The sequence below is a fragment of the Halomonas cerina genome (assembly GCF_014192215.1).
In the GTDB taxonomy this organism is placed as follows: Bacteria; Pseudomonadota; Gammaproteobacteria; order Pseudomonadales; family Halomonadaceae; genus Halomonas; species Halomonas cerina.
Map to the genome: position 1 here is coordinate 416233 of NZ_JACHXP010000001.1, position 25314 is coordinate 441546.

24 protein-coding genes are annotated in these 25314 nt (G+C 65.7%); 7 read left to right on the top strand and 17 right to left on the bottom strand.

Annotated elements, in window-relative coordinates; translation table 11 throughout:
- Window positions 1-35: 35 nt before the first annotated feature.
- A complete protein-coding gene (locus tag FHR94_RS01880; RefSeq protein ID WP_183323908.1) occupies window positions 36-302 on the bottom strand; it encodes an FmdB family zinc ribbon protein in 267 nt (88 codons plus the stop codon).
- A 214-nt stretch (window positions 303-516) separates the two neighbouring features.
- On the opposite strand from FHR94_RS01880, the gene FHR94_RS01885 reads away from it, so the two are divergent.
- From FHR94_RS01885 to FHR94_RS01895, 3 genes are all read left to right on the top strand, one after another.
- The gene (locus tag FHR94_RS01885) at window positions 517-1452 is read left to right on the top strand and encodes a D-2-hydroxyacid dehydrogenase (RefSeq protein ID WP_183323909.1); all 936 of its coding nucleotides are present in this window, start codon (window positions 517-519) and stop codon (window positions 1450-1452) included.
- Window positions 1453-1595: 143 nt separating this feature from the next.
- Window positions 1596-2504 (top strand): ribokinase, encoded by a 909-nt coding sequence (locus FHR94_RS01890; RefSeq protein WP_183323910.1) that lies wholly within the window; start codon window positions 1596-1598, stop codon window positions 2502-2504.
- 23 nt (window positions 2505-2527) lie between these two features.
- Complete coding sequence (locus FHR94_RS01895) at window positions 2528-3469, top strand: nucleoside hydrolase (protein ID WP_183323911.1); 942 nt, start codon at window positions 2528-2530, stop codon at window positions 3467-3469.
- On the opposite strand, the gene FHR94_RS01900 is transcribed toward FHR94_RS01895, so the two are convergent.
- Window positions 3466-3741, bottom strand: a complete 276-nt coding sequence (locus FHR94_RS01900; RefSeq protein ID WP_183323912.1) for an acylphosphatase — start codon at window positions 3739-3741, stop codon at window positions 3466-3468. The two genes, FHR94_RS01895 and FHR94_RS01900, sit on opposite strands and share 4 nt — an antisense overlap.
- Window positions 3742-3957: 216 nt before the next feature.
- On the opposite strand from FHR94_RS01900, the gene FHR94_RS01905 reads away from it, so the two are divergent.
- Window positions 3958-5001: a Glu/Leu/Phe/Val family dehydrogenase gene (locus tag FHR94_RS01905; RefSeq protein WP_183323913.1), complete on the top strand. Its 1044-nt coding sequence runs from the start codon at window positions 3958-3960 to the stop codon at window positions 4999-5001.
- 34 nt (window positions 5002-5035) lie between these two features.
- Here the strand turns inward: FHR94_RS01905 and FHR94_RS01910 are convergent, their stop codons facing one another.
- Window positions 5036-6064 carry a YhjD/YihY/BrkB family envelope integrity protein gene (locus FHR94_RS01910; RefSeq protein ID WP_183323914.1) on the bottom strand — a complete coding sequence of 343 codons (1029 nt, stop codon included), beginning with the start codon at window positions 6062-6064 and terminating at the stop codon, window positions 5036-5038.
- A 131-nt stretch (window positions 6065-6195) separates the two neighbouring features.
- Between FHR94_RS01910 and FHR94_RS01915 the strand changes: the two genes are divergently transcribed.
- Window positions 6196-7290, top strand: a complete 1095-nt coding sequence (locus FHR94_RS01915) for a bifunctional nicotinamide-nucleotide adenylyltransferase/Nudix hydroxylase (protein WP_183323915.1) — start codon at window positions 6196-6198, stop codon at window positions 7288-7290.
- A gap of 53 nt (window positions 7291-7343) precedes the next feature.
- Here FHR94_RS01915 and FHR94_RS01920 read toward each other — a convergent pair whose 3' ends face one another.
- The 3 genes from FHR94_RS01920 to FHR94_RS01930 all read right to left on the bottom strand — a co-directional run bounded on the left by FHR94_RS01920 (window position 7344) and on the right by FHR94_RS01930 (window position 11403).
- Window positions 7344-8261 (bottom strand): LysR substrate-binding domain-containing protein, encoded by a 918-nt coding sequence (locus FHR94_RS01920; RefSeq protein ID WP_183323916.1) that lies wholly within the window; start codon window positions 8259-8261, stop codon window positions 7344-7346.
- Between the two features lie 91 nt (window positions 8262-8352).
- Window positions 8353-9771: a cardiolipin synthase gene (gene cls / locus FHR94_RS01925; protein WP_183323917.1), complete on the bottom strand. Its 1419-nt coding sequence runs from the start codon at window positions 9769-9771 to the stop codon at window positions 8353-8355.
- A gap of 126 nt (window positions 9772-9897) precedes the next feature.
- Window positions 9898-11403 carry a fumarate hydratase gene (locus FHR94_RS01930; protein WP_183323918.1) on the bottom strand — a complete coding sequence of 502 codons (1506 nt, stop codon included), beginning with the start codon at window positions 11401-11403 and terminating at the stop codon, window positions 9898-9900.
- Between the two features lie 305 nt (window positions 11404-11708).
- Between FHR94_RS01930 and FHR94_RS01935 the strand changes: the two genes are divergently transcribed.
- A complete protein-coding gene (locus FHR94_RS01935; RefSeq protein WP_183323919.1) occupies window positions 11709-13283 on the top strand; it encodes an FMN-binding glutamate synthase family protein in 1575 nt (524 codons plus the stop codon).
- A gap of 33 nt (window positions 13284-13316) precedes the next feature.
- On the opposite strand, the gene uvrB is transcribed toward FHR94_RS01935, so the two are convergent.
- The 3 genes from uvrB to FHR94_RS01950 are packed head-to-tail and all read right to left on the bottom strand — an operon-like array spanning window position 13317 to window position 16030.
- Window positions 13317-15347, bottom strand: coding sequence for an excinuclease ABC subunit UvrB (gene uvrB / locus FHR94_RS01940; RefSeq protein ID WP_183323920.1), 2031 nt, complete (start codon window positions 15345-15347; stop codon window positions 13317-13319).
- 53 nt (window positions 15348-15400) lie between these two features.
- Window positions 15401-15811 (bottom strand): OsmC family protein, encoded by a 411-nt coding sequence (locus tag FHR94_RS01945; RefSeq protein ID WP_183323921.1) that lies wholly within the window; start codon window positions 15809-15811, stop codon window positions 15401-15403.
- A 21-nt stretch (window positions 15812-15832) separates the two neighbouring features.
- Window positions 15833-16030, bottom strand: coding sequence for a hypothetical protein (locus FHR94_RS01950; RefSeq protein WP_183323922.1), 198 nt, complete (start codon window positions 16028-16030; stop codon window positions 15833-15835).
- Between the two features lie 155 nt (window positions 16031-16185).
- Here FHR94_RS01950 and ygfZ point away from each other — a divergent pair, with 155 nt between their 5' ends.
- Window positions 16186-17241 (top strand): CAF17-like 4Fe-4S cluster assembly/insertion protein YgfZ, encoded by a 1056-nt coding sequence (gene ygfZ, locus FHR94_RS01955; RefSeq protein WP_183323923.1) that lies wholly within the window; start codon window positions 16186-16188, stop codon window positions 17239-17241.
- A gap of 51 nt (window positions 17242-17292) precedes the next feature.
- Here ygfZ and FHR94_RS01960 read toward each other — a convergent pair whose 3' ends face one another.
- From FHR94_RS01960 to FHR94_RS01995, 8 genes are all read right to left on the bottom strand, one after another.
- On the bottom strand, window positions 17293-18060 hold the full coding sequence (locus FHR94_RS01960; RefSeq protein ID WP_183323924.1) for a TatD family hydrolase: 768 nt from the start codon (window positions 18058-18060) through the stop codon (window positions 17293-17295).
- Window positions 18061-18157: 97 nt separating this feature from the next.
- A complete protein-coding gene (prfC, locus tag FHR94_RS01965; RefSeq protein WP_183323925.1) occupies window positions 18158-19747 on the bottom strand; it encodes a peptide chain release factor 3 in 1590 nt (529 codons plus the stop codon).
- A 150-nt stretch (window positions 19748-19897) separates the two neighbouring features.
- Window positions 19898-21925 carry an ASKHA domain-containing protein gene (locus FHR94_RS01970; protein WP_246389778.1) on the bottom strand — a complete coding sequence of 676 codons (2028 nt, stop codon included), beginning with the start codon at window positions 21923-21925 and terminating at the stop codon, window positions 19898-19900.
- A gap of 64 nt (window positions 21926-21989) precedes the next feature.
- Window positions 21990-22904 (bottom strand): dihydropteroate synthase, encoded by a 915-nt coding sequence (locus FHR94_RS01975; protein ID WP_183323927.1) that lies wholly within the window; start codon window positions 22902-22904, stop codon window positions 21990-21992.
- A gap of 69 nt (window positions 22905-22973) precedes the next feature.
- Window positions 22974-23477, bottom strand: coding sequence for a methylenetetrahydrofolate reductase C-terminal domain-containing protein (locus FHR94_RS01980; protein WP_183323928.1), 504 nt, complete (start codon window positions 23475-23477; stop codon window positions 22974-22976).
- A 38-nt stretch (window positions 23478-23515) separates the two neighbouring features.
- On the bottom strand, window positions 23516-23827 hold the full coding sequence (locus FHR94_RS01985; RefSeq protein ID WP_183323929.1) for a virulence factor: 312 nt from the start codon (window positions 23825-23827) through the stop codon (window positions 23516-23518).
- Between the two features lie 10 nt (window positions 23828-23837).
- Window positions 23838-24458: a DUF1638 domain-containing protein gene (locus FHR94_RS01990; RefSeq protein WP_183323930.1), complete on the bottom strand. Its 621-nt coding sequence runs from the start codon at window positions 24456-24458 to the stop codon at window positions 23838-23840.
- Between the two features lie 17 nt (window positions 24459-24475).
- The gene (locus FHR94_RS01995) at window positions 24476-25177 is read right to left on the bottom strand and encodes a corrinoid protein (protein WP_183323931.1); all 702 of its coding nucleotides are present in this window, start codon (window positions 25175-25177) and stop codon (window positions 24476-24478) included.
- Window positions 25178-25314: the final 137 nt, after the last annotated feature.

The following is a 25314-nucleotide window of genomic DNA, read 5'->3' on the forward strand; positions in this document are numbered from 1 at the left end:
TGTTGCGTGAAATGGTAAAAGGCAGCGTGGGCGGCTCAGGCCGCCGTCCCGTTCTTGCTCGACGGCGTGGCGGACTTGCCTCCCGCATCATCACTGCCGCCGACCAGATTCTTCTTGCTGCCGGTCTTGAAATCGGTCTCGTACCAGCCACCGCCAGACAGACGGAAGCCGGCGGCGGATACCAGGCGGCCGAGTTCGGAGCGCTCACAGGCGGGACAATCGGTCAGCGGTGCCGCGCTGAGCCGCTGCAGCTTCTCCAGACGGTGGCCACAGGCCTTGCACTCGTATTCATAGATGGGCATGGTCTTCTCTCCCCGAAACGACAAACCCCAAGGCATGCGACGATCGGCAGGGCCGACCGTCGCGCCACGTGTTCTGCGATGGCGTTATATAAGGCCGGCCCACACGCTTTCCAAGCCTGCCGTGAAAGCCCGCTATTATAGCCTGTCGAGCCGGGCCAGGCCCAGCCCTGCTACCCTGTCCTCAGTCCCGTATCGCTTCAACAAGGAATTACGCATGAAAGCCGTCCTCCTGGATGCTGCCAGCCTCGGTCCCGGTATTGACCTTGCCCCGATCCGCCAGCGGGTGGATACCCTGGAGGTTCATGACGTCACCACTCGCGAGCAGGCGACTGGGCGCCTGGCGGGCGCCGAGGTGGCCATCGTCAACAAGGTGGTGCTCGATGCGCCGACCCTGGAAGCCTTGCCCGACCTGAAGCAGATCTGCGTGCTGGCCACCGGCACCAACAACATCGACATGACCACCGCCGACCGCCTGGGGATCCGGATCGACAACGTCACCGGCTATGGGACGGCAAGCGTCGCCCAGCACACTTTGATGCTGATGCTGGCCCTGGCCACCCGATTGCCCTGCTACCAGCGTGATGTGGCGCAAGGACGCTGGAGAGAGAGTCGTTTCTTTTGCCTGATGGATCACCCCATCCTGCAGCTCGAGGGCAAGCATCTGGTGATCGTCGGCCAGGGGGAGCTCGGGACTCGAGTCGGACAACTGGCCGAGGCTTTCGGGATGCGTGTCAGTTTCACCGCACGTCCCGGCAACGAGGCGCAGGATACCCGCCCCGGGCTACGCGAGCTGGCCCCGCAGGCCGATGTGATCAGCCTGCACTGTCCACTCACCGAGGCCACCCATCACTTGGTCGACAATGAGCTTTTGACCTCGTTTCGCTCCGATACTCTACTGATCAACTGCGCCCGCGGAGGGGTCATCGACGAAGTGGCCGCCCTGGACGCGCTACGCGCCGGCCACCTGGGTGGTTTTGGTGTCGATGTCCTGCCAGTGGAACCTCCCCGTGACGGCCACCCCCTGCTCGAGGCCTTGTCGGAGGCCTTGAACCTGATTGTCACGCCGCATAGTGCCTGGATCACTCCTGAGGCACGGCAAAAAATCATCAGCTTAACGGCTGATAATCTCGATGCTTTTCTTATGCGCTGAGTTCTTGGAAGAATTTAATTGGTTGTGAGTTGATAAAATAGATAACGGTATAAAAATCCTCTATCCAGCCCCAGCCTTGCGCCCGGCCGGGAGGGTCGCTACTTTCGAGCGTAGCGTCCTGCCACCCGAGAGCCCGTGGTCCCATGCTCTACAACTTCGGATCCATCAACCTTGACCACGTCTACCGGGTACCCCACCTGGTACGCCCCGGTGAGACGCTGGCCAGCCATGACTACCGGGTGGGCCTCGGCGGCAAGGGAGCCAACCAGTCGCTGGCCATGGCGAGAGCCGGCGGTCACCTCGCTCACTGGGGACGCCTGGGCCGGCAAGATGCCTGGGTCCGTGACATGCTGGCTCACGCCGGCGTGGACACTGCCCCGATCGAGCTGGTCGACGAGCCGAGCGGTCACGCCATCATCCAGGTGGATGACCAGGGTGAGAACGCCATCCTCCTCTTCCCCGGGGCCAATCATGGCGTCCGGGAGCCCACCCTCGAGCAGTGGCTCACCAGCGCCCAGCCCGGCGACTGGTTGCTGGCCCAGAACGAGTGTAATGCCCTGCCATGCCTGCTCGAACGGGCGCGCGACCAGGGGCTTCGCATCGCCCTCAATCCGGCCCCGATGACACCGGCTGTCGCTACCTTGCCCCTGGCGGCCTGCGAACTGCTGTTCGTCAATCGCGGCGAGGCGGCACAGCTCGTCGGCCTCGCCGAGCACGGCCCCGCCGAAGCCCTGCTGGATGCCCTGGCGCGGCGACTGCCCGATACCGGGACCCTGCTGACCCTGGGCCGCGAAGGGGCATGGTTCCAGGGCCCAGAAGATCGTCTCTTCCAGCCCCCGCTCCCTGTGGCGGCCGTGGACACGACGGCCGCCGGTGACACCTTCATCGGCTACTACCTGGCCGCCCTTCAGGCCGGGTTAGCGGTCCGCGACTGCCTGGTCCGCGCATCCACCGCCGCGGCCCTCGCGGTCACCCGCTCCGGGGCCGCCGACAGTATTCCCACGCTCGCCGAGGTGGAGCGCGCCTTGCACGACGCCCCGGCCACCCTTTGACCAAAACCGACGAGGAGTCCCGCGTGTCCCACCCGATCATCTTCGACACCGACCCCGGCGTGGACGATGCCCAGGCCATCGCCATCGCCTTGCGTCACCCCGACATCGAGCTGCTGGGCCTGACCACCACCTATGGCAATGTGGATGTCGAGACGGCCACCCACAACGCCCTGCTGCTCGCCCAGCTGGCCGGCCGGGAGATTCCTGTGGCCCAGGGTGCCGCCGCGCCGCTGGTCAAGGCGCGTCACCCGCCTCCTGCCCACATCCACGGGACCAACGGCCTGGGCGATATCGCGCTGCCCGAGGTCAAGGGTAAGGCCGAGGCCAGGAGTGCGCCGCAGTTTATCGTCGACACTGTGAACGCCCGCCCCGGGGAGGTGACCCTGGTCGCCGTGGGCCCGGTGGGCAACCTGGCGGCGGCCCTCCAGCTCGACCCGGGCATCACCACCAGGGTGAAACGAGTGGTGATCATGGGCGGTTCCATCCGTGAAGGGGGGAACGTCACGCCGGTGGCCGAGGCCAACATGTTCAACGACCCGGATGCCGCCGCCCGGGTGCTCACGGCGGGCTGGCCACTGACCCTCGTGGGGCTGGACGTGACCCATCGCTGCGTGCTCACCGAGAGCCACATGGTGCGCATCCAGGCGGGTCAGGGGGCACTTGGCGAAGTGCTCGCCGGCAGCTACGCCTTCTATCGCGACTTCTACCGCGAGTTCCTGGGCATCGATGGCTGCTGCCCCCATGACAGCTGCGCCCTGGCCTGGCTGCTGGTGCCCGAGCTCTTCACCACCGCCCGTGGGCATCTCACCGTGGCGACCTCCGGCGATGCCGAAGGCCAGACCCTCTTCGCCCCGGAGGGACGCGGCTTCATCGAGGCGCGCTGGTCTCGCACGCCCCTCGTGGAGGTGTGCCTGGGGGTAGATGGCGAGGCGGTGAGCGACTGGATCGCCGCCACCCTAAGCTAGCCAATGTGGAAGTCGTCCGGCTCATGCATCTCGACGACCTCGAGTTCCACATGGGTGACCTGGGCCCCCGGGGGGCCCTTCCAGAGCCATTCACCGAGGTCGCGCACCGCATCACGCCGCCCGCACATCAGTACCTCGACACGCCCGTCAGGCAGATTGATGGCATGGCCGGTGATGCCGGCCTTCAGGGCCTGTTCCTGGGTCGCCCCGCGATACCACACCCCCTGTACCTTGCCGGTCACTAGCGCCTTCACGCAGCACTTGTCCTTCATCAGACCGTCTCCTCCATGGCGGATCGGCGAATCTCCTTTCTACCAGTTCGACGACCGGCGACCAAGTGTACGCCGGGGGTTCCCGCCACCCTCGGGATGTTCTAGTCTCAAGGGGCACGACAGTCGATGTTTCGGCCACAAGCCGTCCCATCCTCACTATCCGACCTACCCGGTCGCTCACAAGCACAATAACCATCCTCACGAGGGAGAGATACCATGCCGGTCTTCGACCATCCCGAGTACGACCACCACCAGCAAATCGTCTTCGGCGGCGACCCGTCGAGCGGCCTCAGGGCCATCATCGCCATCCACGACACCAGCCGCGGCCCGGCCCTCGGGGGCCTGCGCATCTATCCCTATGCCAGCGAGGCCGAGGCACTCACCGATGTACTGCGACTGTCTCGCGGCATGACCTACAAATCGGCCCTGGCGGACCTGCCGCTGGGGGGCGGCAAGGCGGTCATCATCGCCGACCCGCGCCGTGACAAGACTCCTGAGCTGCTGCGCGCCATGGGGCGACTGGTCGATGGCCTCGGCGGCGCCTATATCACTGCCGAGGATTCCGGCTCCAGCGAGGCTGACATGCAGGTGATCCGCGAGGTCACCGAACACGTGGGGGGGCTAGGCCATGACGGCCGCTCCGGTGATCCTTCCCCCTTCACCGCCCTCGGGGTCTTCAGCGCTCTGAAGAGTGCCGTGCGCCACGGCCTGGATCGGACGGACCTCGATGGGGTGCGCGTGGCCATTCAGGGCGTCGGCCATGTCGGCGCTCACTTGGCGCGCCACCTCCATGACGCCGGGGCCCGCCTGGTGCTCACCGATGTCGACGGCGTGGCCCTCGGCCGGCTGGCCGAGGAACTCGGCGCCGAGACCACCGCCCCCGAGGCCATCACCGAGGCCGACGTGGACGTCTTCGCCCCCTGTGCCATGGGCGCGGCCCTGACCCCAATGGTGTCCGACCGGCTCAAGGCCAGGGTGGTGTGCGGGGCCGCCAACAACCAGCTCGCCGCCCCCGGGGTAGCCGACCAGCTGAGGGCACGCGGCATTCTCTATACACCGGACTATGTGGCCAATGCCGGCGGCGTGATCGAGATCGCCTGGCAACGGCGCGCCGACTATCGCCGGGAAGATGTCATGGCCCATATCGAGGGCATCGGTGCCACCGTCGACGAAATCTTCCGACGCGCCGATCGCGACGACCTGAGCCCGGCACTGGTAGCCGACGAGTTGGCCCGGGAGCGCTTCGGCTCCGCCCGGTGAGCCATCCCCCTCATGGAGGAGGGCGCGGCGGGCCTTAGCGCCCGTCTCGCCCTCCTCTCGGAACCGACTTCCCTGTCGCCTCGCCTTCTTCCCCACCTATCGCCTGACGGCCCCGCCGACGCCCCAGCAAGCGCCGGCGCGGTGCGGACGCCGCCGCGGGGTCATCGAGCAGCTCATGCCTGACCAGCACCGCCGTATTGCGCGGGATCACCTCTCGCCCCCTGGCCAGCAGGTGGCACTTGGTGAAGGCCGCCCCGAATAGGAGAATGAGGGAGCTATAGTAGACCCACAGCAGGACGACGACCACCGAGCCGGCGGCTCCATAGGTGGACGCCGTGGCGGTATGGGCCAGATACAGGGCGATGGCCGACCGCCCCAGGGAAAAGAGCACCGCCGTGACCACGGCACCGACCAGCACATCGCGCCAGCCGAGCACCACGTCCGGCAATACCTTGAAGATGGTGGCGAAGAGCGCGGCGACCAGGGCCAGGGAGACCAGGAACTCGAGGACGGTGCTCAAAAGCCCCACGAACGGCAGCAGGCTGTCGGCAGCCTGCAAGATAGCCTGCAGGATGACACCGAGCACCAGGGAGACCACCAGGAGGCAACCGATGGCCAGTACCACAGTCAACGAGAGCACACGATTCTTGACGAAGATCCACGCGCTGTTGCTGCTGGGCCGTGCCGCCACGCCCCAGAGGGTATTCAGCGAGAACTGCATCTGGGCGAAGACGGTGGTGGCCCCCACCAGCAGCGCCCCGATCCCTAGCAGGGTCGGCAGCAGCCCCGACTCCTCGATACGCGACTGATTGACGGCATTCTCCACTGCCCGAGCGGCCCCTTCGCCCATGGTGCCCTGGAGCTGGGCGACGATCTGCCCATGAGCGGCGTCCTCCCCGAGCACCACCCCGATCACCGTCACGGCGATGATCACCGTAGGGGCCAGCGAGAAAAGCGTATAGAAAGCCAGTGAGCCGGCATAGCTGAAGGCATTACGCTCGAGCCAGAGGGTCACGGCCCGGTGCGTCACGCCCCACCAGAACCTCAGGGTCTGCGTGATCACGTATGTGTTCTCCCCTACGTCCTAGTCATGGTGCCAGCATACTGACCCCCGGCCTGCCCTGCACGGCCGGGGAAATTGCGACTGTCGCGGGAGGTCACCATAATGGGCGCTTTTCTGCCCGGAGCCCTGCCATGTCCCCGATACCGGACGACGCACACCCGGCCTATGACTTCGACTGCCTGGTCTTCATCGGCCGTTTCCAGCCCCCGCACCTCGGGCACCTGGCGGTGATCCACGAGGCCCTCAAGCGTGCCCGCCAGGTCATCGTGCTGGTGGGCTCCGCCTGGCAGGCGCGATCGCTGCGCAATCCCTGGCGTTTCGAGGAGCGCCGGACGATGCTGCGCAGCGCCTTCGACGCCGGCGAGAACGAACGGCTGGCCATCGTGCCGCTGCTCGATGCCCTTTACAACAACGATGTCTGGGTGCGTGACGTGCAGCGCAAGGTCCGCAACATCGCCGAGCCGAGCCATGCCCGTCTGCCACGTATCGGCCTTATCGGCGCCAGCCGTGGCCAGTCAAGCTACTACCTGGCCCTGTTTCCCCAGTGGGAGTCGGTCAGCGTGCCGCTGGTGGACGGTATCTCCGCCAGCCAGATCCGCGAGCGGCTGTTCCGCTCCCCCGCTGCCGCCGGCGACTACCTGAGCACCGGGGCTGCCCACGACCTGCCACCGGGCGTGGTGGAGGCCATCAGACAGTTCTTCAGCGAGGAGCCCTACCAGCAGTTGGTCGAGGAACAGCGACTGCTGGACCAGTACCGGGACGCCTGGGCACAGGCCCCCTACCCGCCCATCTTCGTCACGGTGAGTGCCGTGGTGGTGCAGTCGGGGCATATTCTGCTGGTACGCCGGACCGCGGCGCCGGGCAAGGGGCTCTATGCGCTACCCGGCGGCTTCATCAATACCCACGAACGGCTGCTGGATGCCTGCCTGCGTGAGCTTCGCGAGCGGGTACGCCTCAAGGTGCCGGAGCCCGTGCTCAAGGGCTCCCTGCGGGGTCAGCGGCTGTTCGACGAGCCCCACCGCAGCTGGCGCGGCCGAACCCTCGCCGAGGCCTTCTACTTCGCCCTGCGCCCGGAGCAGCAGCTGCCGCCGCTCAAGCCGGTGAGGGGCGGTGACCATGCCCGCTGGGTTCCGCTGGCCGACTTGGAACCCGACGGCCTGTTCGAGGACCATTTCTTCATCATCCAGAACTTCCTCGGCCTGCCAGCGGACTTCGGCGAGTCGTAAAAAGGCAGGGGTTGCCGTAGCGGCTGGCAAGCGCCGCAGGACATCACACGGGTTCAGGCCTGCAGGAAGTCCCGCGGCAACTTCATCATCTGCCGCCAGAGCTTCTCTACGCCGGGCTTGTGCACCAGCGAACAGCGGTAGAGGCGGATCTCCAGCGGCACGTCCCACTGCTCGCCGCCAGCACGCACCAACCGGCCCTCGTTGAGCTCCTGGCGGATGCAGAAATCGGGAATCCAGGCCAAGCCGACGCCCTGCATCATCATGCCCTTGAGTCCCTCGGCCATGGCGGTCTCGTAGACGACCCGCAACCGCATGCGCAGGGGGTCGTTCTTCAGCAGCATGCGCACGCTACGCCCCAGGAAGGCCCCCTGGGTATAGGAGAGGTAGGGAATCGACGCCTGCCCCTCCAGCGGGAAGCGGGGACACCCCTGCGCATCCGGCACACAGACCGGCAGCATCGTCACCTGGCCAATAGAAAAGGAAGGAAAGACCTCGGCATCGAGCTGCATGCTAGCATAGGGATCATAGTAGGCGAGCATCAGGTCGCAATTGCCCTCGCGCAGTACATGGATGGCATCCCCCACGTTCATGGCCACCAGCCGAGTGGGCAGTTCCCCTATTCCTTTCTGAAGACGCGAGATCCATGGCGGGAAGAAGCTCAGTGCCAAGGAGTGCGCCGCCACGATGTCCAGCGCCTCGTTGGCCATGGAGAGTCCACGCAAATGGCCGAGACTCTCGTTGAGCTGCTCGACCATGTTGCGTGCCGTGACCAGGAAGAGCTGGCCCTGCGGGGTCAGGTCCACCGGGGTGGTGGAGCGATCTACCAGGGTGACGCCCACGGCCTGTTCCAGCGCCCGGATACGGCGGCTGAAGGCCGGCTGGGTGACATGGCGCTGACGCGCCGACGCGGAAAAACTGCGCGTGTTGGCCAGCGCCACGAAGTCTTCCAGCCACTTGGTCTCGAGGTTCACCACGACTCCCGGTCACCGATACATCTCGGGCTCCGTCAGGAGCCGCGCAAGAGCGCTAATGTACCCCAGCCGCGATGCTCACCCAAGCCGTTCACTGGATCGGCGAGAAGAGATAGGCGGCACGGGACACCAGCTTGCGCCACAGTGGCCGCGACGTCAGTTCCTCCAGACTGACTTGGCGGCAGGCCGCGAAGTCCCGCTCGAGCATCGCGTGCACCTGCGCGGCGAAGGCGCGATCCGGCACGACCGCGGTGATCTCGAAGTTAAGGCGAAAAGAGCGGTTGTCGAGATTGACGGTGCCGACACTGGCCGCGTCATCATCGATCAGGATAACCTTCTGATGCAGAAAGCCCGGCTGATAGCGGTAGACCTTGACACCGGCCCGCAGCATGTCCGGCAGGAACGAGAAGGCGGAGAGAAACACCAGCAGGTGGTCGGGACGCTCCGGCATCATGATGCGCACGTCGACGCCCCGCATGGCGGCCAGGCGCAAGGCATCCTGAACACTGCGGTCAGGCACGAAGTAGGGGCTGGTCACCCAGAGTCGCTCTCGAGCACTGTGGATGGCATGTTGGACCAGCAGACTGGCCGTTTCCAGGCGATCGGCAGGCCCGGAGGGCACGATCACCACGTTCTGGTTTTTCGCAGGGCTTGCCTGAGGCGTCCAGGTCAGGGTGATCATCTCGCCGGTAGCCCAGTGCCAGTCCTCCCAGAAGGCTTCCTGCAAGCCCAGCACACTGGGGCCGATCAGCTTCATGTGGGTATCGCGCCAGTGGCCATGGCGGGGGTGTTGGCCCAGGTACTCGGTGCCGACATTGAAGCCCCCCAGCCAGCCTTCCCGCCCGTCGACCACCAGCACCTTGCGATGGTTGCGGAAGTTGAGCTGGAAACGGTGCTTGAAACCCCGGGAAGAGCGGAAGGCACTGACCTCGATGCCGGCCTCGGCGAGGTCACGCAGGAAGCGATCCCCGAGGCCGCGACTGCCGATCTCGTCATAGAGGAAGTAGATGGACACGTCACGCTCCGCGGCCTGCTGCAGCCGATGCTTGAGCTCGATGCCCAGGGCATCATCGCGCACGATGAAGAACTGGATGAGGATGTACTCCTCGGCCGCCTCGATCCCCGCGAAGAGGCTGTCGAACGTCGCCTCGCCATCGATCAGTAGCTCTGCCTGATTGCCGCTGGTGAGCGGCATCATGGCCAGCTTCTCCACTGCCCGGATATCCGCGTCACTGCTGGCCGGCAGATAGGGATCGAAGCGGTCACGATAACGGGCCAACAGGCGACGCAGTACGGTGTCCCGCTCGCCGCGGGCCGATACATAGCCATAGAAGCGCGGTCGGCCGAACACCCAGTAGGCCGGTACCGCCAGATACGGCATGGTGAGTAGCGAAATGATCCAGGCGATGGCCCCTTGGGAGGTGCGACTGGACATCAAGGCGAGCACCGCCGAGAGGACGCCCAGTACGTGAATCAGCAGGATGGCCAGGCCCAGCAGCCAGGAGGTCATGGTCGTATCCCCGATCCGTGGGAGGCGGCAGACACCGCACGAGAGAAGCGAAGACTACAGGATACCTGCAACGACGACGGCCCCGCCAGGCGGCGGGGCCGTCGTCGTTAGAGAGGCCGTCGCGGCTCAGGCGCGCTCGGCGATGATCTCCTTCCATTTCGCCGGACCGGTCTGGTGGACCGAGGTGCCCGTGCTGTCCACGGCCACGGTCACCGGCATGTCCTCCACCTCGAACTCGTAGATGGCTTCCATGCCTAGGTCCTCGAAGCCCACCACCCGGGCCTTCTTGATCGCTTGGGAGACCAGATAGGCCGACCCGCCGACGGCCATCAGGTAGACGGCCTGGTTATCGCGGATCGCCTCGATGGCGGCCGGGCCCCGCTCGGCCTTGCCCACCATGCCCAGCAACCCCGTCTCCTCGAGCATGGTCCGGGTGAACTTGTCCATGCGGGTTGCGGTGGTGGGACCGGCCGGTCCCACCACCTCATTGCGCACCGGATCCACCGGGCCCACGTAGTAGATAAAGCGCCCCTTCATGTCCACCGGCAGGGGCTCGCCCTTGCCGATCATGTCTACCATGCGCTTGTGGGCGGCATCGCGACCGGTGAGCAGCTTACCGTTGAGCAGCAGGGTGTCGCCGGGTTGCCAGGTCTGCACCTCTTGCGGAGTGATGGTATCGAGGTCGACGCGCTTGACGTTGTCGCCCACCTCGCGGGTGATCTCCGGCCAGTCCTCGAGTTTGGCCGCGGCCAGGGCCGTGGGGCCGGAGCCATCCAGGGTGAAATGAGCGTGACGGGTCGCCGCGCAGTTGGGAATGATCGCCACCGGCTTGTTGGCGGCATGCGTCGGGTAGTCCTTGACCTTGATGTCCAGCACCGTGGTCAATCCCCCCAGCCCCTGGGCGCCGATGCCGCTCCGGTTGACCCTGTCGAAGAGTTCCAGACGCAACGCCTCGGCACGATTGGACGCCCCGCGAGCCTGCAGTTCCTGGATGTCGATGGGATCAAGCAGCGCTTCCTTGGCGATTTCCATGGCCTTCTCGGCGGTGCCACCGATACCGATGCCGAGCATGCCGGGGGGACACCAGCCGGCGCCCATCTTGGGCAGCTGTTCCATGACCCAGTCGACCACGCTGTCGGAAGGGTTGAGCATCGCGAACTTGGACTTGGCCTCGCTGCCACCGCCCTTGGCCGCTACGTGCACCTCGACGGTGTCCCCGGGTACCAGCTTGTGATGGATCACCGCCGGGGTGTTGTCACCGGTGTTCTTGCGGGCCCCATCGGGGTCGGCGAGTACCGAGGCCCGCAGCACGTTGTCGGGCAGCTGGTAGGCCCGGCGTACGCCCTCGTTGATCATGTCATCCAGGCTCATGTCCGCTTCCCAGCGTACGTTCATGCCCACATGGACGAAGACGGTGACGATACCGGTGTCCTGGCAGATCGGGCGATGGCCGGTAGCGCACATCCGTGAATTGATCAGGATCTGGGCGATGGCGTCCTTGGCGGCCGGATTCTCCTCCCGCTCATAGGCCTGAGCCATGGCATCGATGAAGTCCTTGGGATGGTAATAGGAAATGTACTGCAATGCGTCGGCGACGCTCTGGATCAGATCATCCTGGCGGATCACGGTCATGGGGTCAGGAACTCCTTGCGAGTGACATGCAACTCACCGCGGGAGGTCGGGTTGCCGGCGGCGAGTCTCCGGGGCACGGAGTATACCTGAACCCTGACGCGTACGGCAGTTTCCCTGCTAATCGGTTTCGGGTGCTTGGAGCATTACTGTGATGTGTTGTAAGGCAGATAACGGTATAAAAAGCATGGTGGGAAAGAATGCTTTGCAACTCGACGCGGCGCTTCCCAGACTGGGGAAAGGTGTTCCACCGGGATGGGTCATGGTGCGCCTCGCGGTGCCCAGGCCACGACCTCAGCGAGCTATCCATGTACCGTCGCCACTTCCTCTCGATTCTGTTCGCCGTACTCGCCGTGATCGCGGTCTGGATTCCCTTCTGGGCACCCGCCAGCTACCTGCTCATCGTCTGGCTGGCCTTCGCCCTTCTCGGGGTCTACGACCTGCGCTCGCGACACAATGTGCTCAACAACTATCCGATCATCGGCCATCTGCGTTACATGCTGGAGTTCATCCGCCCCGAGCTGCGCCAGTACTTCTTCGAATCCGAGCAGAGCGGTCGTCCGTTCAACCGTGCCCAACGTACGCTGATCAATGCCCGTGCCGACGGCCAGGCGGACGCCTCACCGTTCGGTACCCTGCTCGATTTCGAGGCCGCCGGGTTCGACTATGCCGAGCATTCGCTGGTCCCCAAGAACGTGCCGGAGGACGTCACCCGCCTCACCGTCGGTGGGCCGCAGTGCCAGCATCCCTATCAGGCTTCGCGGCTCAACATCTCGGCGATGAGCTTCGGCTCGCTCTCCTCCACCGCCATCCTGGCCATGAACCTGGGCGCCAAGCGCGGTGGCTTCGCCCACAATACCGGTGAGGGCGCGATCAGTCCCTACCACCAGCGCCATGGTGGCGACCTGATCTGGGAGTTGGGTACCGCCTACTTCGGTTGCCGGACTCGCGAGGGACGCTTCGATGCCAGGGCGTTTCGCGACAAGGCCCGTGATGACCAGGTCAAGATGATCGAGCTCAAGCTCTCACAAGGCGCCAAGCCCTCTCACGGGGGGCTGCTGCCGGCGGCCAAGGTCAACCGTGAGATCGCCGAGACCCGCCAGATCGAGGCGGGCAAGGATTGTCGGTCCCCCGCTTCCCATCCTGAATTCGACACCCCGATCGGGCTGCTGGAGTTCATCGCCCGCTTGCGTGAGCTCTCGGGTGGCAAGCCGGTCGGCATGAAGATGTGCCTGGGCAAGCGCAGCGAATTCCTGAGCATCTGCAAGGCGATGCTGGAGACCGGCATCCGCCCGGACTTCATCACCATCGATGGCGCCGAGGGCGGCACCGGCGCCGCCCCGCAGGAATTCTCGGACCGCCTGGGCAATTACATCAACGAGGCACTGCCCTTCGTCCACCAGTGCCTGATCGGCACCGGGTTGCGCGACGACCTGCGCCTGATCGCCAGCGGCAAGGTCGCGTTGGGCTTCGACATGGTGGTGAAGATGGCGCTGGGCGCCAACATGTGCAACGCCGCGCGACCTTTCATGTTCTCGGTGGGCTGCATCCAGGCGCGGCGCTGCCACACCAACCACTGCCCCACCGGGGTCACCACCCAGGACCCCAAGCGCAGTCGCGCCGTCAATGTCGAGGAGAAATCCTGGCGGGTCGCCCGGTATCACCAGGGCACCCTCAAGGCCTTTCGCGACCTGACCGGGGCACTGGGTGTCGAGCATCCGGACCAGCTCACCCCGGACATGATCTACCACCGTAGCCAGTACGCCCCGGCGATTTCCTATCAGCAACGCATCGAGCCGCTGGCGCCGGGCCAACTACTCGGCGACGACCTCCCCGAGGCCTACGCGCCGCACTGGCGGGCGGCCCGCGCCGAACGTTTCTGAGCCGGGTGGCCCGGCCGGCGCGACTCCCATCGCTCAGACCGCACCCAGAGTCAGCTGGCGCTCCTTCAGTTCATGCAGCCGGTCGCGCAGCCGCGCGGCCTCCTCGAACTCGAGGTTCTGGGCGGCCTCGAACATGGCATCCTCGGCCCGCGATACCTCCTTCGCCAGCTCTGATGGCGAGAGATCGGCGGGGTCGTAGATCGCCGAGGCTTCGGCCACCTTGCTGCGCTCGGTCCGGCGTCCCTTGCCCTTCTTCCCGGGCGCCTCGCCGGCCTCCATGATATCGGCCACCGAGCGGCTCACGGTGGTCGGCGTGATGCCATGGGCCGCGTTGTGGGCGATCTGCTTGGTACGGCGGCGTTCGGTCTCGTCCATGGCGCGGCGCATCGAGTCGGTGACCCGGTCCCCATAAAGGATCGCCCGGCCGTGGGCGTTGCGTGCGGCGCGGCCGATGGTCTGGATCAGCGAACGTTCGTTGCGCAGGAAGCCCTCCTTGTCGGCATCGAGGATCGCCACCAGGGAGACCTCGGGGATATCCAGGCCCTCCCGCAGCAGGTTGATCCCCACCAGCACATCGAACTTGCCGAGGCGCAGGTCACGGATGATCTCCACTCGCTCCACGGTGTCGATGTCCGAATGCAGGTAGCGCACCCGGACATCATGCTCATCCAGGTATTCGGTGAGGTCCTCGGCCATGCGCTTGGTCAGGGTGGTGACCAGCACGCGCTCCCCCACCTCGCTGCGCAGGCGGATCTCCGAGAGCAGGTCGTCGACCTGGGTGGAGGCCGGGCGCACCTCGAGCTCGGGGTCCAGCAGGCCGGTGGGCCGCACCACCTGTTCCACCACCTGGCCGGCATGCTCGGCCTCGTAGGGCCCGGGGGTGGCCGAGACGAAGATCGTCTGTGGGCAGATCGCCTCCCACTCCTGGAAGGTCATCGGTCGGTTATCCAGGGCCGAGGGCAGGCGGAAGCCATACTCCACCAGGGTCTCCTTGCGGGAGCGGTCGCCCTTGTACATGCCCCCCACCTGGGGGACGCTGACGTGAGATTCGTCGATGAACAGCAGCGCGTCACTGGGCAGGTAGTCGAAGAAGGTGGGCGGCGGCTCGCCCGGGTTGCGCCCGGAGAGATAGCGCGAGTAGTTCTCGATACCGTTGCAGTAGCCCAGCTCCAGCATCATCTCGATGTCGTAGAGCGAGCGCTGCTCCAGGCGCTGCGCCTCCACCAGCCGGTCTTCCTTGCGCAGGACGGCCAGCCGCTCGACCAGCTCCGCCTTGATGGCATCGATGGCGCCCAGGATGGTCTCCCGGGGGGTCACGTAGTGCGACTTGGGGTAGATGGTCATGCGCGGCACCTTGCCTCGCACCTCGCCGGTCAGCGGGTCGAAGAGGCTGATGGTGTCGATCTCGTCGTCGAAGAGCTCCACCCGCACCGCCTCGTCTTCGGCATCGGCCGGGAAGATGTCGATGACGTCGCCGCGCACCCGGTAGGTGCCGCGCTTGAAGTCCATGTCGTTGCGGGTGTACTGCAGTTCCGCCAGGCGACGCAGGAAGGCGCGCTGGTCGATCAGCTCGCCCCGAGTGAAATGCAGGCGCATCTTCAGGTACTGGTCGGGATCGCCTAGGCCATAGATCGCCGACACCGAGACCACGATCAGCGCATCGCGTCGCTCGAGCAGCGCCTTGGTCGCCGAGAGGCGCATCTGCTCGATATGGTCGTTGATGGAGGCATCCTTCTCGATGAAGGTGTCCGACGAGGGCACATAGGCCTCGGGCTGATAATAATCGTAGTAGGAGACGAAGTACTCCACGGCGTTGTCCGGGAAGAACGCCTTGAACTCGCCATACAGCTGGGCCGCCAGGGTCTTGTTCGGGGCCATGACGATGGTCGGACGCTGCAGGCGCTGGACCACATTGGCCATGGTGAAGGTCTTGCCGGAGCCGGTCACGCCCAGCAACGTCTGGTGGGCCAGGCCCGCCTCGAGGCCAGCCACGAGCCCCTCGATGGCCGAGGGCTGATCGCCGGCGGGCTGGAACCTGGACTGCAGGCGGAACGCTTTGCTCATCGACTCTCCCGGGGATGCCCGCGGCATCCGTATGCAGGGTAAGACGGCTCGTGTCAGGCCGTCGTGCGGGTGGTAATCGCCACGCTGGAGGTGGTGATCAGACGTTGGATCGGGCACTTGTCGCTGATCTCCTCGAGTCGCGCGCGCTGCTCGGGGCGCTCGATGCCGTGAAAGGACATCGTGACATCGAGCCGGTAGCGGCCATGGCGCTCCTGGCTGTCATCGCGATGGACCGTGACGCTGACCCCTTCCAGAGGCCAGGCCTTGCGCCGGGCGTACATCATGGCGGTGATCGCCTTGCAGGCCCCCAGCGACAGGTCGAAGTAGTCATGGGGATCCGGTGCCGTGTCTTCGCCACCATAGGCCTCGGGAACATCGACATAGAGGTCCTCGAAGCCATCGAGTTCGACCCGCTGGCGATAGAGATGGTTGCGTACGCTGGTCACTTCAATGGTCTTCTGCATGTCAGGCCGCTCCTTGTCGTGTCACTTGACCTCGATGGGAAGATTCAAGGCCTCGATGGCCTGGATCAGCGCGTCACGCCGGGCCCGGCCCTCCACCTCGGCACCATGGCGACCGACCTCGACACTCTCGACGCCGTCAAGCATCATCAAGGTCGTGGTGATGCGATTGATTTGGTCGGCGTTCTCGACACCGGTGAAGCTCAGCGACTGGTGTGCCATGCATGACTCCCTGCACGTCCGGGTGGCCTAGAGGTTGGCATGAAGGCCCGAGTCTAGCATGGCGAAGAAAGCTCGGCAGTGGGTTGCAAAGGCCGTTTCCTGCCCTCATCCATGATGACACTACCCTTTTTTCCTTCTTCACAGGAGCCCCGGACATGACAGCATGGATCTCCGCCACCGGCGGCCGGCAGGAGGCCGAGGACCGGGTCACCTTCGACACCCCCGAGCCGGCGCGCCTGGCCCTGGAGGCCACCGTGATGACGCCGCTGGTCCACCTCGGCGTACTCGACGTGACGGGACCGGAGGCCGAGACCTTCCTGCAGGGCCAGACCAGTGCCCAGGTGTCGCTGGCCAACGGTGACTTCGCTCCCCTCACCTGTTTCTGTACCCCCAAGGGACGCGTGCTGGCCAACGCCCAGCTATGGCGTGTGGCCCCCGAGCACTACCGGCTACTGATGCATCGCAGCCTGGTGCCATCCCTGGCCACCCACCTGAAGAAGTTCGCCGCCTTCTACCAGGCCGAGCTGAGCATCCGCGATGACCTGGCGCTGATCGGGCTGCTGGGGCGGGAAGCGGCGGCCCTGGCCGAGGTACGCCTGGACATCACCCCACCCGCGGTCTGGCACCAGTCAGGCAACGAGGCTATCCAACTCCTGGCGCATCCGGGGCCCCGCCCTCGCCTGCTGATCTGCCTGCCGGCCGACCGGGCAGGCGACGCCTGGGAGCGCCTGTCCGCCCAGGCCACGCCGGTCGGCAACGACGTCTGGCGCCTCCATGACATCCAGGCCGGTCTGGCTTGGCTCGACGAGCGCCAGCACGACACCTACCTGCCCCAGATGATCAACTGGGAGGCCCTCGGCGGCATCAGCTTCAAGAAGGGCTGCTACACGGGCCAGGAGGTGGTCGCCCGGGCCCACTTCCGCGGCCAGGTGAAGAAGCGCCTGGTACGGGCTCAACTCGACGGTGGCCTGCTGCCGGAGCCCGGCAGCGCTATCGAGGACGCCCAGGACAAGCGGCTGGGCGAGGTGCTCTGCACCGCGCTGGACGCCTACGGCGAGGCCGAGGTGCTGGCGGTGATCAGTACCAAGGACCCCGATCTGCCGCTGCGCTGCGCCGGCCAGAAACTCAAGTTGCTCAAGTTGCCCTATCCGATCGAACGGCTGGACCCCGAGACCCTGGCGGTCCAAGGGAATGGGACCCCAGCGACCTGATGCCCTGTTCGGCAGCCAGGTCGGGGGCGGATCACGGTAACTCGGCCGCCCTCACCTTCCCTCCAGCCTGAACAGCCGCCTGGCCGTGGCGGTGCTGTTCGCTGCTACCTCGTCGAGGGACTGCCCGCGCAGTTCGGCCACCACGTGACACACCTCGGCCACCCGGGCCGGCTCGTTGCGCTCGCCCTGGTGGCCGGCGAGTGGCATGTCGGGACTGTCGGTCTCCAGCGCGTAGCCGTCGTCGGGCAATGACGCCACGGCGCGACGCAGGCGTTTTGCCCGCTCGAAGGTCACCGCCCCGCCCAACCCTAGGGTGAAACCAAGGTCGAGGAACCTGCGGGCCTGCTCGGGGGAGCCGGCGAAGGCGTGGAGCAACCCGCCGGCGGGCAGGTCCAGCTGGCGCAGCCGTTTGGCAACCTTATCGTTGGCCTGAACGCAGTGGATCACGACGGGAAGGCGACGCGCCTTGGCCAGGCGCAGTTGGGCATCGAAGAGGCGCCACTGGTCATCCAGGGTCGCCTCGAAGCGGGCATCGATGCCGCACTCGCCGACTGCCACGAGTTCGGGGTGGTCATCGAGCCGCTGGGCCAACGCCTCGAGGTCCGCCTCCCGGTGCGCGTCCATGAAGTAGGGATGCAGCCCCAGGCAGACCTCGACGTCGTCGCGACGCCCCAGCGCCAGCACGTCCGCAAAGCGCGCCCGTGTCGTGCCCGGCACCACGAAACGCTGAACCCCCGCGTCCCGGGCCCGCTCGAACACCGCCTTGCGGTCGGCGGCGAAGTCGGGGAAGTCCAGATGGCAGTGGGCGTCGATCAGCATGTGTTTTGGGCTGCGGGCTGCGGGCTGCGGGCTGCGGGCGACATTATAGTAGTTCGTCGCCCGTGGCTCGTCGCTCGTGGCTCTCGGCGAAGCCGGGTTAGTGCTCCCGCGTCGGCTGGAAGCGGATCTCCGGCCAGCGCTCCTGGGTCATCTGCAGGTTGACCCGCGTGGGGGCAATGTAGGTCAGGTAGCCGCCGCCGTCGATGGCTAGGTTGGTGCTGGCCTTGCGCTTGAACTCCTCGAGCTTCTTGCCATCGTCGCAGTAGACCCAGCGCGCGGTGTTGACGTTCACGCCCTCGTAGACACAGTCGACCTTGTACTCCTCCTTGAGGCGATGGGCGACCACGTCGAACTGCAGGGTGCCCACGGCGCCGAGGATCAGGTCGTTGTTGTCCAGCGGCATGAACACCTGGGTGGCCCCCTCCTCGGAGAGCTGTTGCAGGCCCTTCTGCAGCGCCTTCATCTTCAGCGGGTCTTTCAGGCGCACACGCTTGAACAGCTCCGGGGCGAAGTGGGGGATGCCGGTGAAGCGCATATCCTCGCCCTGGGTGAAGGTGTCACCGATCTGGATGGTACCGTGGTTGTGCAGGCCGATGATGTCGCCGGGCCAGGCTTCTTCCACCTGGGAGCGGTCCGAGGCCATGAAGGTCAGGGCGTCGGCGATCTTGACGTCCTTCTTGATGCGCACGTGGCGCATCTTCATGTTCTTCTCGTACTTGCCCGAGCAGACCCGCAGGAAGGCGATACGGTCCCGGTGGTTGGGGTCCATGTTGGCCTGGATCTTGAAGACGAAGCCGGTGAAGCGCTCGTCGTCCGCCTCCACCGTGCGGGTGTCGGTCTCGCGAGGCTGGGGCGGCGGCGCATACTCGACGAAGCCGTCGAGCATCTCGCGTACCCCGAAGTTGCCCATGGCGGTCCCGAAGTAGACCGGGGTCAGCTCGCCACGCCGATAGGCCTCGAGATCGAACGCATGCGAGGCACCGCGCACCAGTTCGACCTCCATGCGCAGCTCTTCGGCCTGGTCCTCGCCGAGTACCGCGTCCACCTCCGGGTTATCGAGGCCTTCGATGCGCCGGTCATCCGGGATGCGACTGCCCTGTCCCTGGGTGTAGAGGTGAAGGGTGTCGTGGTAGAGGTGGTAGACCCCCTTGAAGTGGCGTCCCATGCCGATCGGCCAGGTCATCGGTGCACACTGGATATTCAAGACCTCTTCTACCTCATCCATGACCTCGATCGGATCGCGGATATCCCGGTCCATCTTGTTGACGAAGGTCAAAATCGGCGTGGTGCGCAGGCGACACACCTCCATCAGCTTGATGGTGCGCGCCTCGACGCCCTTGGCCCCATCGATCACCATCAGCGCCGAGTCCACCGCGGTCAGGGTGCGGTAGGTGTCCTCGGAGAAGTCCTCGTGGCCCGGGGTATCGAGCAGGTTGACGATGCGCCCACCGTAGGGGAACTGCATCACCGAGGTGGTCACCGAGATGCCCCGCTCCTGCTCCATCTTCATCCAGTCGGAGGTGGCATGGCGGTCATCGCGCTTGCTCTTCACCGAACCGGCCAGCTGGATGGCGTTGCCAAACAGCAGCATCTTCTCGGTGATGGTGGTCTTGCCGGCGTCGGGGTGACTGATGATCGCGAAAGTGCGTCGAAGCCCGACTTCGCGGGCCAGGGTAGGGTTTGACATCGATTCCGGGTTCGTCGTCTTGGCACCGGTGAACCGGTGCGGTGCGTGAGGGGTACTGGCGGTATTCTACGGCTTTGGTCACGGCAGTTGTAGGGCGCCTGTTCGCTATCGGCACGCGTGATGGGCGATCTCCCCCTCGAATCGGCGCCCTCAGCCTGGCTGGCGTTGCCGTCGACGCCGCCGTCCGGTCCCCCGGCGCGACGCAGCATGGTCGGACACCGGCAGCGACACCCGTTCGCGCAGCCTCGGGAACGGATCGGACCGGTGGGGAATCGCCATGGCCTCGACGAAGTGCGCCTGGAAGTGCGGCTCGGTGGCGGTCTCCACCTTTTCCACCCGGCGCACCACGTCCTCGATGTCCCGGCGGGCCTTGCGGCTGAGCAGGGCAATGCGCGCCCCGGTGCCGGCAGCATTGCCCGCCGAGGTCACATGGTCGAGGTCGCAGTCGGGGATCAGCCCCAGGATCATCGCGTACTGGACGTCGATATGGGCCCCGAAGGCCCCGGCCAGGCGGATACGCTCCACATGGTCGGTACCGTACCGTTCCATCAGCAGACGGATGCCGGCATAGAGCGCCGCCTTGGCCAGCTGGATGGCCCGGATATCGTTCTGGGTGATGGCCAGGGTACGGGCCGCCTCCCGATACAGCACATACGAAAAGGTACGTCCGTCGGCCACCACCCGCGGCGTCTGCTCGGCCAGGGCACCGCTGACGACCCCGTCCGGGGTGATGACGCCGGCCAGGAACAGCTCGGCGATCGCCTCGATGATCCCCGAGCCACAGACGCCGGTGACACCACACGGGCCGATGGCCGTGTCGAAGCCCGGCTCATCGGACCACAGATCGCAGCCGATCACCTTGAAACGCGGCTCAAGGGTCAGCGGGTCGATGCGTACTCGCTCGATGGCACCCGGCGCCGCGCGCTGGCCGCAGCTGATCTGCGCCCCCTCGAAGGCGGGCCCCGTGGGGCTCGAGGCGGCCAGCAGGCGATGGCGGTTGCCGAGCACGATCTCGGCGTTGGTGCCGACATCGACCAGCAGCATCAACTCCTCGCCCAAGTAGGGGGTCTCGGAGAGGATGGCCCCGGCGGTGTCGGCCCCCACATGACCGGCGATGCACGGCAGACCGTAGACCCGGGCATTGGGGTGGATCACCAGGTCCATCTCGGTGGCCCAGAGCCCGTCGATGGCCTCATCGGTGGCCAGCGCGAAGGGCGCTCCGCCCAGTTCCACCGGATTGATGCCGAACATCAGGCTGTGCATGATCGGGTTGCCGACAAAGGTCGCTTCGAGGATCGCCTCGACAGGCACCCCCGCCTCGCTGGCCAGCTCTACGGTCAGCTCGTTGAGAGCCTCACGCACCGAGCGGGTCATCGCCTGCTCGCCACCGGGGTTCATCATGATGAAGGAAATGCGGCTCATCAGGTCCTCGCCGTAGCGAATCTGCGGGTTCATGCGCCCCGCCGTGGCCACCACCTCACCGGTCTGCAGGTTGCAGAGGTGGGCCGCGAGGGTGGTGGAACCTACGTCCACCGCCATGCCGTAGACCTGTGCCTGGAAGCCGGGCCACACGGCGATGATCCGCGTGTTGTCGTAGATGGCCACGGTGACGCCCCAGTGGCCCCGGCGCAGCGCCTCCTGGAGCTGCTGGACCACGCGGATGTCGTGCTCCAGCGAACCGAAGTGCCATTCGCAGGCCAGGGCCTCCTTGAGGCGGCGCAGGTCGGACGCCGGCACCTGCAGGTCCGGCTCCCGCACCTGGACGAAATACAGTCGCACGCTGGGATCGAGCTCGATATCCCGCACTTCGGCCCGCTTGCGCACGACCTGGCGATGGACCTGACTGGCGGGCGGCACGTCGATCAGGGCATCGCCCAGCACCCGGGCGGAGCAGCTCAGCCGGCGCCCCTCGCACAGCGCTCCGCGACGCCTCTCCCAGGTTCGCTCGGTGTCACACTTGGCGGAAAGGTGGGCGGCACGCGACTCGACACCATGCTTGGGGAAGCTGCCCTCGCAGAGATCCACCTGGCAGCGGCCGCACAGTCCCCGTCCCCCGCATACCGAGTCGATGTCCACCCCCAGGGCCCGGGCGGCTTCCAGTACCGGCGTACCCAATGGGACGCGCCCGCGCCGGCCCGAGGGGGTAAAGACCACGAGTGCATCATCAGCGTCGGACATGGTGATCTCCATCGGGCGGATCGTTCGTCAGACCCAAGCGCCTCGACCGAGGCGCGTCGCCACCTCAGGTCGTGACACGCCGGCGGCGAGTCTGGCGACGACCGCGCCCCTCCCTGCCGTCGGCGCCCGCCGCCGGTGGCTCGCGGAACGTCCGGATCCAGCGCATGCAGTCCGGGTCATGGCCCATCATCACGTCGGCGCCGAGAATGGCGGTCATGATCTCGCGGTGCAGCGGGTTGGTGATCGCCGAGGTCAGCCCGGAGGCGATCGCCATGCTCATGAAGGCGGCATTGATGCCGTTGCGGTTGGGCAGGCCGAAGCTGACGTTGGACGCCCCGCAGGTGGTGTTGACCTTGAGCTCCTTCTGCAGACGGTGGCAGAGCGCGAAGACCTGGCGCCCGGCGCTGCCCACCGCGCCGATCGGCATCACCAGCGGATCGACCACCACGTCACAGGCAGGAATGCCATGATCGGCGGCCCGCTCGACGATCTTTTTGGCGATGGCGAAGCGCACGTCCGGATCCTGGGAGATGCCGGTCTCGTCGTTGCTGATCGCCACCACCGCCGCGCCGTGCTTCTTGACCAGTGGCAGTACCGCCTCGAGGCTCTCGTCCTCGCCGGTCACGGAGTTGACCAGCGCCTTGCCCTGGTACACCGCCAGCCCCGCCTCCAGCGCCTTGATCACCGAGGAGTCGATGCATAGCGGCACATCGGTCAGCGACTGCACCAGCTTGATGGTCTCGGCCAGGATGGCCGGCTCGTCCGCCAGCGGAATGCCGGCGTTGATATCGAGCATATGCGCGCCATTGGCGAGTTGGGCCTCCACGTCCTGCACCACCCGAGAGAAGTCGCCGGCGGCCATTTCCGCGGCGAGTTGCTTGCGCCCAGTGGGGTTGATGCGCTCGCCGATGACCACGAAGGGGCGCTCGAAGCCGATCACGACTTCCTTGCGGTGCGAACTGATGACGGTATCGGTCATGACACTTCCTCGGTGGTGACGTATCGGATTGATGGCAGAATGGGCAGCGAGTCGCTCGGTATCGGCTCATCATCGAACTTCATTGACGGCTCCATCAGATCGAGAGGGCCTGCTGGCGGGGGCGGCGTCATGGGTCAGCTCGCGCACCGCACGCAGCCAGGAGGAACTGTCCTTGAGCCGGAAATCCACTGGCGCCTGGACCACATGGATCCGCTCGCCCTGCTGCATTCTGCGGCTGCCCTCCCAGGCCTCGACCCAGACGCATTTCATCTCCGGCCTGACCTCACAATGGCCGTTGGCGCGCACCCCTCCACAGGGACCATTGCGCAGGTTCTTCGGGCAGTTCATAGGACAGGCCATGCCGGTTGAGCTGAGCACACACTGGCCGCACATCTGGCAGTCGAAGAGCAAGCCCTTGACGGCCTTCTCCACCTGGCGGACCGGCGTTTCGATACGCTCGTAGCCCAGACGCTTCCATAGCGGATGCAGCTTGATCAGCAGCGGCTCGAAGCCCTGGTAGATCACCTCGAGGAGTCGGGAATGGCGCACTACCCAGCGACGAACCCTATACATGGCATGCTCTCCTCGCTTGCCGATGGTGCGGACAGCGCCTAATCATTGCCAGACACCGCCAGCCCTTTTTGCCGCACCAGTTGCCTGAGTTCCTCGTCGCCGTAGCACTGCTCGAGTCGCGCGGCCTCGGCTTGGGCTTCGTGCTTCAGGTCATCACTGCAGTCGCGGGACTCACTGCGTTTCCAGTCGGCCAGATAGGCGTCGGAGCCGCCCTTGCCGGCGCGCATGGCGGCCCGATCGATGGCGCACTGGAAGCGACCCGAGAGCGGGACCTTCGCAGTCCTGCGCCCCTGCTTGACGATCACCTGGGCGGGAATGTCACGCCATGAGACAACGCTGAGTCTGGCCATGGATCTCTCCTCAACCTCCGGAACCGGTAGTGGCAGGTGATGAGGCGCCGACGAAGCGCACCAGCGAGGTCTCGAGGTCACCATAGCCGGTGTGGCGATACTCGAAGGCCAATCCCAGGCGCTTGGCGGCATGCTCGGCAGCGGCGTGCAGCGCCGGCTCATCGCGTTGAGCGAGATACACCACACGCCGATAGTGGCCAAAGTAGAGCCCGGCCAGCTCGGGATGACGCTCGATACCCAGCTCGCGCAGGATCAAGCGATCGAAATGGTGTACCAGAAAGTCAGTGAGATAGAAGGTACCCGGCTCCTGCTCCGCCAGTGCCGCCATGACCCGCTCGCCGGCGAAAACGTCGTAGCAATGCGCTCCCGGCAGCCGTTCGGCTCCGTACTCGGCCAGCACCCGGTCCAACTCACCGCCGGTGCCACAGTCGGCATACGCCACAAACACCCGCTGCCCGGCCTGCCCCGCCGCTTCAAGCCTGGCGCGCACGGCAGCGGGAATTCGCTCGGGTCGGTTGTGCAGGTCTGCCGGCAGGCAACTGACGCGTACCGCCTTCCAATCATTGGCCTCAAGCAGCGCCTGGATCTCCCGCGCCAGGGCACCGCAGGCGATGATCAGGGTGGGCGACATGACGGCGTATCCCAGGCTCAGGCGGCGCGCCGTTGGGCAATCAATGCCTTGGCCATGTCCACGGCCACCCCGGCATCACGGCAGTAGGCATCGGCCCCGATGGCCTTGCCGAATTCCTCGTTCAGCGGTGCTCCACCGACCATGACGATGACATCGTCGCGTATGCCCTTCTCGACCAGGGTGTCGATCACCACCTTCATGTAGGGCATGGTGGTGGTCAGCAGGGCGGACATGCCGAGGATGTCCGGCTTGTGTTCTTCCAAGGCCGCGAGGTAGGACTCGACCGGAATATTGATACCGATATCGATCACCTCGAACCCCGCCCCCTCCATCATCATCGCTACCAGGTTCTTACCGATATCATGAATATCACCCTTGACGGTACCGATCACAATCTTGCCGATCGTCTCGGAATCGGACTGCGCCAGTAGAGGGCGCAATACCTCCATCCCGCCCTTCATGGCATTGGCGGCCATCAACACTTCCGGTACGAACAGGATGCCATCACGGAAGTCGATACCCACGATCGCCATGCCCCCTACCAGGGCATCGTCGAGCACCCGGTTGGCGCTCCAACCGCGTCCGAGCAGGATTTCGGTTCCTTCTACCACCTCGTCGCGCAATCCATTGTAGAGATCATCGTACATCTGCTCGACCAGCTCATCGTCGGGCAGCTCATTGAGCTCGAAATCATCGTCATCATGGTACTGTTCGATCATGGCGGCTGGCTCCTGACGCCTGCACCACTGGATCCGCCAGTGGTGACGTTTCGACTGCAGCGTAGGAGGAACCGGTGATCGATACATCCGCACAAGCGACGTCGACATGCCGATGCACGACCCCTTCCTCAAGGCTA

What these genes read in the sequence shown, in the direction of transcription:
- FHR94_RS01970 (WP_246389778.1), bottom strand. Translation starts at nt 21,925, where the DNA reads ATGTCCGACGCTGATGATGCACTCGTGGTCTTTACCCCCTCGGGCCGG.
- uvrB (WP_183323920.1), bottom strand. Translation starts at nt 15,347, where the DNA reads ATGAGCAAAGCGTTCCGCCTGCAGTCCAGGTTCCAGCCCGCCGGCGAT.
- FHR94_RS01890 (WP_183323910.1), top strand. Translation starts at nt 1,596, where the DNA reads ATGCTCTACAACTTCGGATCCATCAACCTTGACCACGTCTACCGGGTA.
- ygfZ (WP_183323923.1), top strand. Translation starts at nt 16,186, where the DNA reads ATGACAGCATGGATCTCCGCCACCGGCGGCCGGCAGGAGGCCGAGGAC.
- FHR94_RS01915 (WP_183323915.1), top strand. Translation starts at nt 6,196, where the DNA reads ATGTCCCCGATACCGGACGACGCACACCCGGCCTATGACTTCGACTGC.
- FHR94_RS01990 (WP_183323930.1), bottom strand. Translation starts at nt 24,458, where the DNA reads ATGTCGCCCACCCTGATCATCGCCTGCGGTGCCCTGGCGCGGGAGATC.
- FHR94_RS01935 (WP_183323919.1), top strand. Translation starts at nt 11,709, where the DNA reads ATGTACCGTCGCCACTTCCTCTCGATTCTGTTCGCCGTACTCGCCGTG.
- FHR94_RS01980 (WP_183323928.1), bottom strand. Translation starts at nt 23,477, where the DNA reads ATGTATAGGGTTCGTCGCTGGGTAGTGCGCCATTCCCGACTCCTCGAG.
- cls (WP_183323917.1), bottom strand. Translation starts at nt 9,771, where the DNA reads ATGACCTCCTGGCTGCTGGGCCTGGCCATCCTGCTGATTCACGTACTG.
- FHR94_RS01900 (WP_183323912.1), bottom strand. Translation starts at nt 3,741, where the DNA reads ATGAAGGACAAGTGCTGCGTGAAGGCGCTAGTGACCGGCAAGGTACAG.
- FHR94_RS01950 (WP_183323922.1), bottom strand. Translation starts at nt 16,030, where the DNA reads ATGGCACACCAGTCGCTGAGCTTCACCGGTGTCGAGAACGCCGACCAA.
- FHR94_RS01985 (WP_183323929.1), bottom strand. Translation starts at nt 23,827, where the DNA reads ATGGCCAGACTCAGCGTTGTCTCATGGCGTGACATTCCCGCCCAGGTG.
- FHR94_RS01945 (WP_183323921.1), bottom strand. Translation starts at nt 15,811, where the DNA reads ATGCAGAAGACCATTGAAGTGACCAGCGTACGCAACCATCTCTATCGC.
- prfC (WP_183323925.1), bottom strand. Translation starts at nt 19,747, where the DNA reads ATGTCAAACCCTACCCTGGCCCGCGAAGTCGGGCTTCGACGCACTTTC.
- FHR94_RS01885 (WP_183323909.1), top strand. Translation starts at nt 517, where the DNA reads ATGAAAGCCGTCCTCCTGGATGCTGCCAGCCTCGGTCCCGGTATTGAC.
- FHR94_RS01880 (WP_183323908.1), bottom strand. Translation starts at nt 302, where the DNA reads ATGCCCATCTATGAATACGAGTGCAAGGCCTGTGGCCACCGTCTGGAG.
- FHR94_RS01905 (WP_183323913.1), top strand. Translation starts at nt 3,958, where the DNA reads ATGCCGGTCTTCGACCATCCCGAGTACGACCACCACCAGCAAATCGTC.
- FHR94_RS01975 (WP_183323927.1), bottom strand. Translation starts at nt 22,904, where the DNA reads ATGACCGATACCGTCATCAGTTCGCACCGCAAGGAAGTCGTGATCGGC.
- FHR94_RS01960 (WP_183323924.1), bottom strand. Translation starts at nt 18,060, where the DNA reads ATGCTGATCGACGCCCACTGCCATCTGGACTTCCCCGACTTCGCCGCC.
- FHR94_RS01995 (WP_183323931.1), bottom strand. Translation starts at nt 25,177, where the DNA reads ATGATCGAACAGTACCATGATGACGATGATTTCGAGCTCAATGAGCTG.
- FHR94_RS01930 (WP_183323918.1), bottom strand. Translation starts at nt 11,403, where the DNA reads ATGACCGTGATCCGCCAGGATGATCTGATCCAGAGCGTCGCCGACGCA.